This window comes from Agromyces humi (genome assembly GCF_009720255.1).
Taxonomy (GTDB): Bacteria; Actinomycetota; Actinomycetes; order Actinomycetales; family Microbacteriaceae; genus Agromyces; species Agromyces humi.
The window spans coordinates 1-2,788 of sequence record NZ_WJSP02000445.1; the positions used below are offsets into that span (position 1 = coordinate 1).

Genomic DNA, 2,788 nt, shown 5'->3' on the forward strand with positions numbered 1-2,788 from the left:
CGGGGGATGACGACGCTGTTCCGGGGAGTCGGCGGCGGCCGGCCCTACTCGCCGGTCTCCACAGGATCTGGCGTATCGGCCCTTCTCGGGCCTTCGACTGGACGAATTCGAACGACGCCCGGACGAGCTGCTCGAGCACGGTCAAGTCGACCTCGCTGAGTCGCCGGATGTACACGCAATAGCCGGTGGTGGAGTGCCTGCCCAGTTCGGCCAGCAGCGCCGCATGACGTGCGGTGCCATCCATGAGGTAGACGGTGAGCTTGCCGTTCCTCGGATAGAACCCGATCGTGTGGCCGTCGCCCTCGCGCCCGCTGTCGTACCGGTAGTGGTAGGTGCCGAATCCGATGGTGCCGACATTCCACAGCGTCGGCGGGTGCCCGCTGATGCGCTGCATCATCTCGATCAAGGTCGTGCTGTCTGCGGCGGTCTGCTCGTCGAGCGACGCGAGGTAGCGGTCGACCGTGCGGTCGTCGTCGGTCAGGTCGCCTCGGATCGTCGCCGTCCCGCCAAGGTGGGGATGGATGGACGCTACTCCATCCCAGACGCCGCCGCTCGTCGGGTAGATTGCGGCCACTGCCTCTCAATCGCTCGAAGGGTCACGGATGTCGGACACCACCTGCCACATGTCGATCTCGCTCGACGGCTTCGTCGCCGGGCCCGACCAGAGTCGGGAGGATCCGCTCGGCAAGCGAGGCATCGAGCTGCACGGCTGGCACATCGGCGACCCTCGCGCCAACGAGGCCGACGAGGTCGCGGCCGGCTGGCTGATGCGCCCGCGCGGCGCCTACGTGATGGGCCGCAACATGTTCGGGCCGATCCGCGGCGCTTGGGACGAGGACTGGCGCGGGTGGTGGGGTGCCGAGCCGCCGTACCACGCACCGGTGTTCGTGCTCACCCATCACGCGCACGAGCCGATCGAGATGGAGGGCGGAACCACCTTCCACTTCGTCACCGACGGCTTCGGCGCGGCCTACGCGATGGCGACCGAGGCGGCAGGAGGCGCCGGCGTCGACATCGCGGGCGGCGCCTCGACGGTTCGACAGGCACTCGCCGCCGGGGTCGTCGACGAGCTGACCCTCGACATCGCTCCGGTCCTGCTCGGCTCCGGCGAGCGCATCTTCGACGGCATCGCGTCGTTCGGATTCGAGCCCGTCGAGGTGCTGCACTCGCCGCTGGCCACGCACATCCGGTATCGCCGGGCGAGCTGACGACGCCTTCGGTTTCGAACGCGTGTTCCGCGACGCGGGGTGGACGATCCTGGTCCGTGGCGGCAGCTGGAGTCCTTCCCGTTCCCCGACGTAGACCCCTTGCAAGGAGTGGGGGCTCCGAGCCGGATACCTCGTGGACTCGGACGGCACGCAGCTCGCCCTCATCGAGCAGCGTGTCGGCGGCCGGCGATAGCGTCGACCGCATGCAGCACGGCTTCATCTACACCGGGTCCGATCCCGCGTTCGCCGTCGAGTCGGCGGCGCTCGCAGAGGAATCCGGATGGGACGCGTTCTTCGTCTGGGAGGGCATCTGGGCCACCGACCCGTGGGCCACCCTCGCCGCGGCCGCCATGGTGACCGAGCGCATCCGGCTCGGCACGATGCTCACGCCGGTGCCGAGGCGGCGGCCGTGGGAGCTCGCCGGGCAGACGATGACCGTCGACCGGCTCTCGAACGGCCGCGTGATCCTCTCCGCGGGCTTGGGCGTGCCCGCCGACGTCGAGGAGCGGTTCTGGATCTTCGAGGACGATCCCGGCCGGCGTGTGCGCGCCGAACTGCTCGACGAGGGCCTCGAGCTCATGCAACGGCTCTGGCAGGCGGAGCCGTTCGAATACGATGGCGAGCATTATCGCGCCGCGCGCACCGACTCCATGCTGCCGCCCGCGATCGTGCAGGAGCCGCGCATCCCGACCTGGGTCGTGGGGGTCTGGCCGCGCATGAGATCGATGCGCCGCGTCGCCCGCTACGACGGCTGGATCCCCAACTACGCGCCGCCCGGCGCCGACGGCATCGACCCTGTCGAGCAGCAGCGCACCTACACGCCCGAGATCGCCGCCGACGCGATCGCGTGGATCCAAAGCGAGCGCGAGCGACTCGGGCTCGGCGACCGCCCGTTCGACGTCGTGCAGGAGGGCACCACCGGTGGCGTCGACCGGGTCGCCGATGCCGCGGTCGTGCGTCCGTGGGCCGATGCGGGCGTCACGTGGTGGCTCGAGGCCGACTGGCGGGTCCCGGCCGAACGCGTCGCCCAGTACTCGCGCGAGCGGGTGCTCGCGGGTCCGCCGCGGCCGTAGGCAGAGGGCACTGCCGAGGCTGGGCGAACGACGCGGTTCCGAACCGAGCGCGGGCTGGCACGCCGGCTGACCGTCTTGTCGAGCAGCTCGAGAACTGGCTCGCCGAGGTCACCGGCTACGACACCGTGTCGCTGCAGCCGAACGCCGGGAGCCGGTTCATCCCCTGCTCGGCCGCCCACACGGCGGTCACCCTCGTCACCGACGGCGGCTGGGTCGTTGCGCAGCGGGCGGTGCTGGCCACGATCATGGGCACCGGCAGTTCGCGGAGCATCTTCGCCGCGGTCGATCCGAGGAACAGGTGGACCTGGTGTTGACGGCGGCGGGTGCGGGCGGTTCGGTGACCAGGTCGTTCGTTGTGCTGTTCGATTGCGGACTGTTAATCCGCCGCTCGCAAGAGCATGTTGGTTCGAACCCAGCCTGGGGAGCGGAAACGGGCACCGCCCGCGCATGCCGGCGAGGCGTCGTCGGAGAGTACGAGGGCGAGGGAGACCCGTACGTCGCCGCCCG

General features: G+C 70.2%; 5 protein-coding genes. 4 read left to right on the forward strand and 1 reads right to left on the reverse strand.

Going from position 1 to position 2,788, the window contains the following annotated elements; all coding sequences use genetic code 11:
- Positions 1-574: DUF1801 domain-containing protein (locus tag GH736_RS20650; RefSeq protein WP_159606657.1), on the reverse strand; the 574-nt coding region annotated here is incomplete at its 3' end.
- Between the two features lie 28 nt (positions 575-602).
- On the opposite strand from GH736_RS20650, the gene GH736_RS20655 reads away from it, so the two are divergent.
- The 4 genes from GH736_RS20655 to GH736_RS24715 form a co-directional block, all read left to right on the forward strand.
- Entirely contained in the window at positions 603-1,208 is a 606-nt protein-coding gene (locus tag GH736_RS20655) for a dihydrofolate reductase family protein (RefSeq protein WP_159606659.1), read from the forward strand.
- A 203-nt stretch (positions 1,209-1,411) separates the two neighbouring features.
- The gene (locus GH736_RS20660) at positions 1,412-2,281 is read left to right on the forward strand and encodes an LLM class flavin-dependent oxidoreductase (RefSeq protein WP_159606661.1); all 870 of its coding nucleotides are present in this window, start codon (positions 1,412-1,414) and stop codon (positions 2,279-2,281) included.
- A 125-nt stretch (positions 2,282-2,406) separates the two neighbouring features.
- A complete protein-coding gene (locus GH736_RS20665) occupies positions 2,407-2,595 on the forward strand; it encodes a hypothetical protein (RefSeq protein WP_159606663.1) in 189 nt (62 codons plus the stop codon).
- On the forward strand, positions 2,580-2,788 hold a 209-nt coding region (locus tag GH736_RS24715), incomplete at its 3' end, for a hypothetical protein (RefSeq protein WP_203230886.1). The genes GH736_RS20665 and GH736_RS24715, both read left to right, overlap by 16 nt.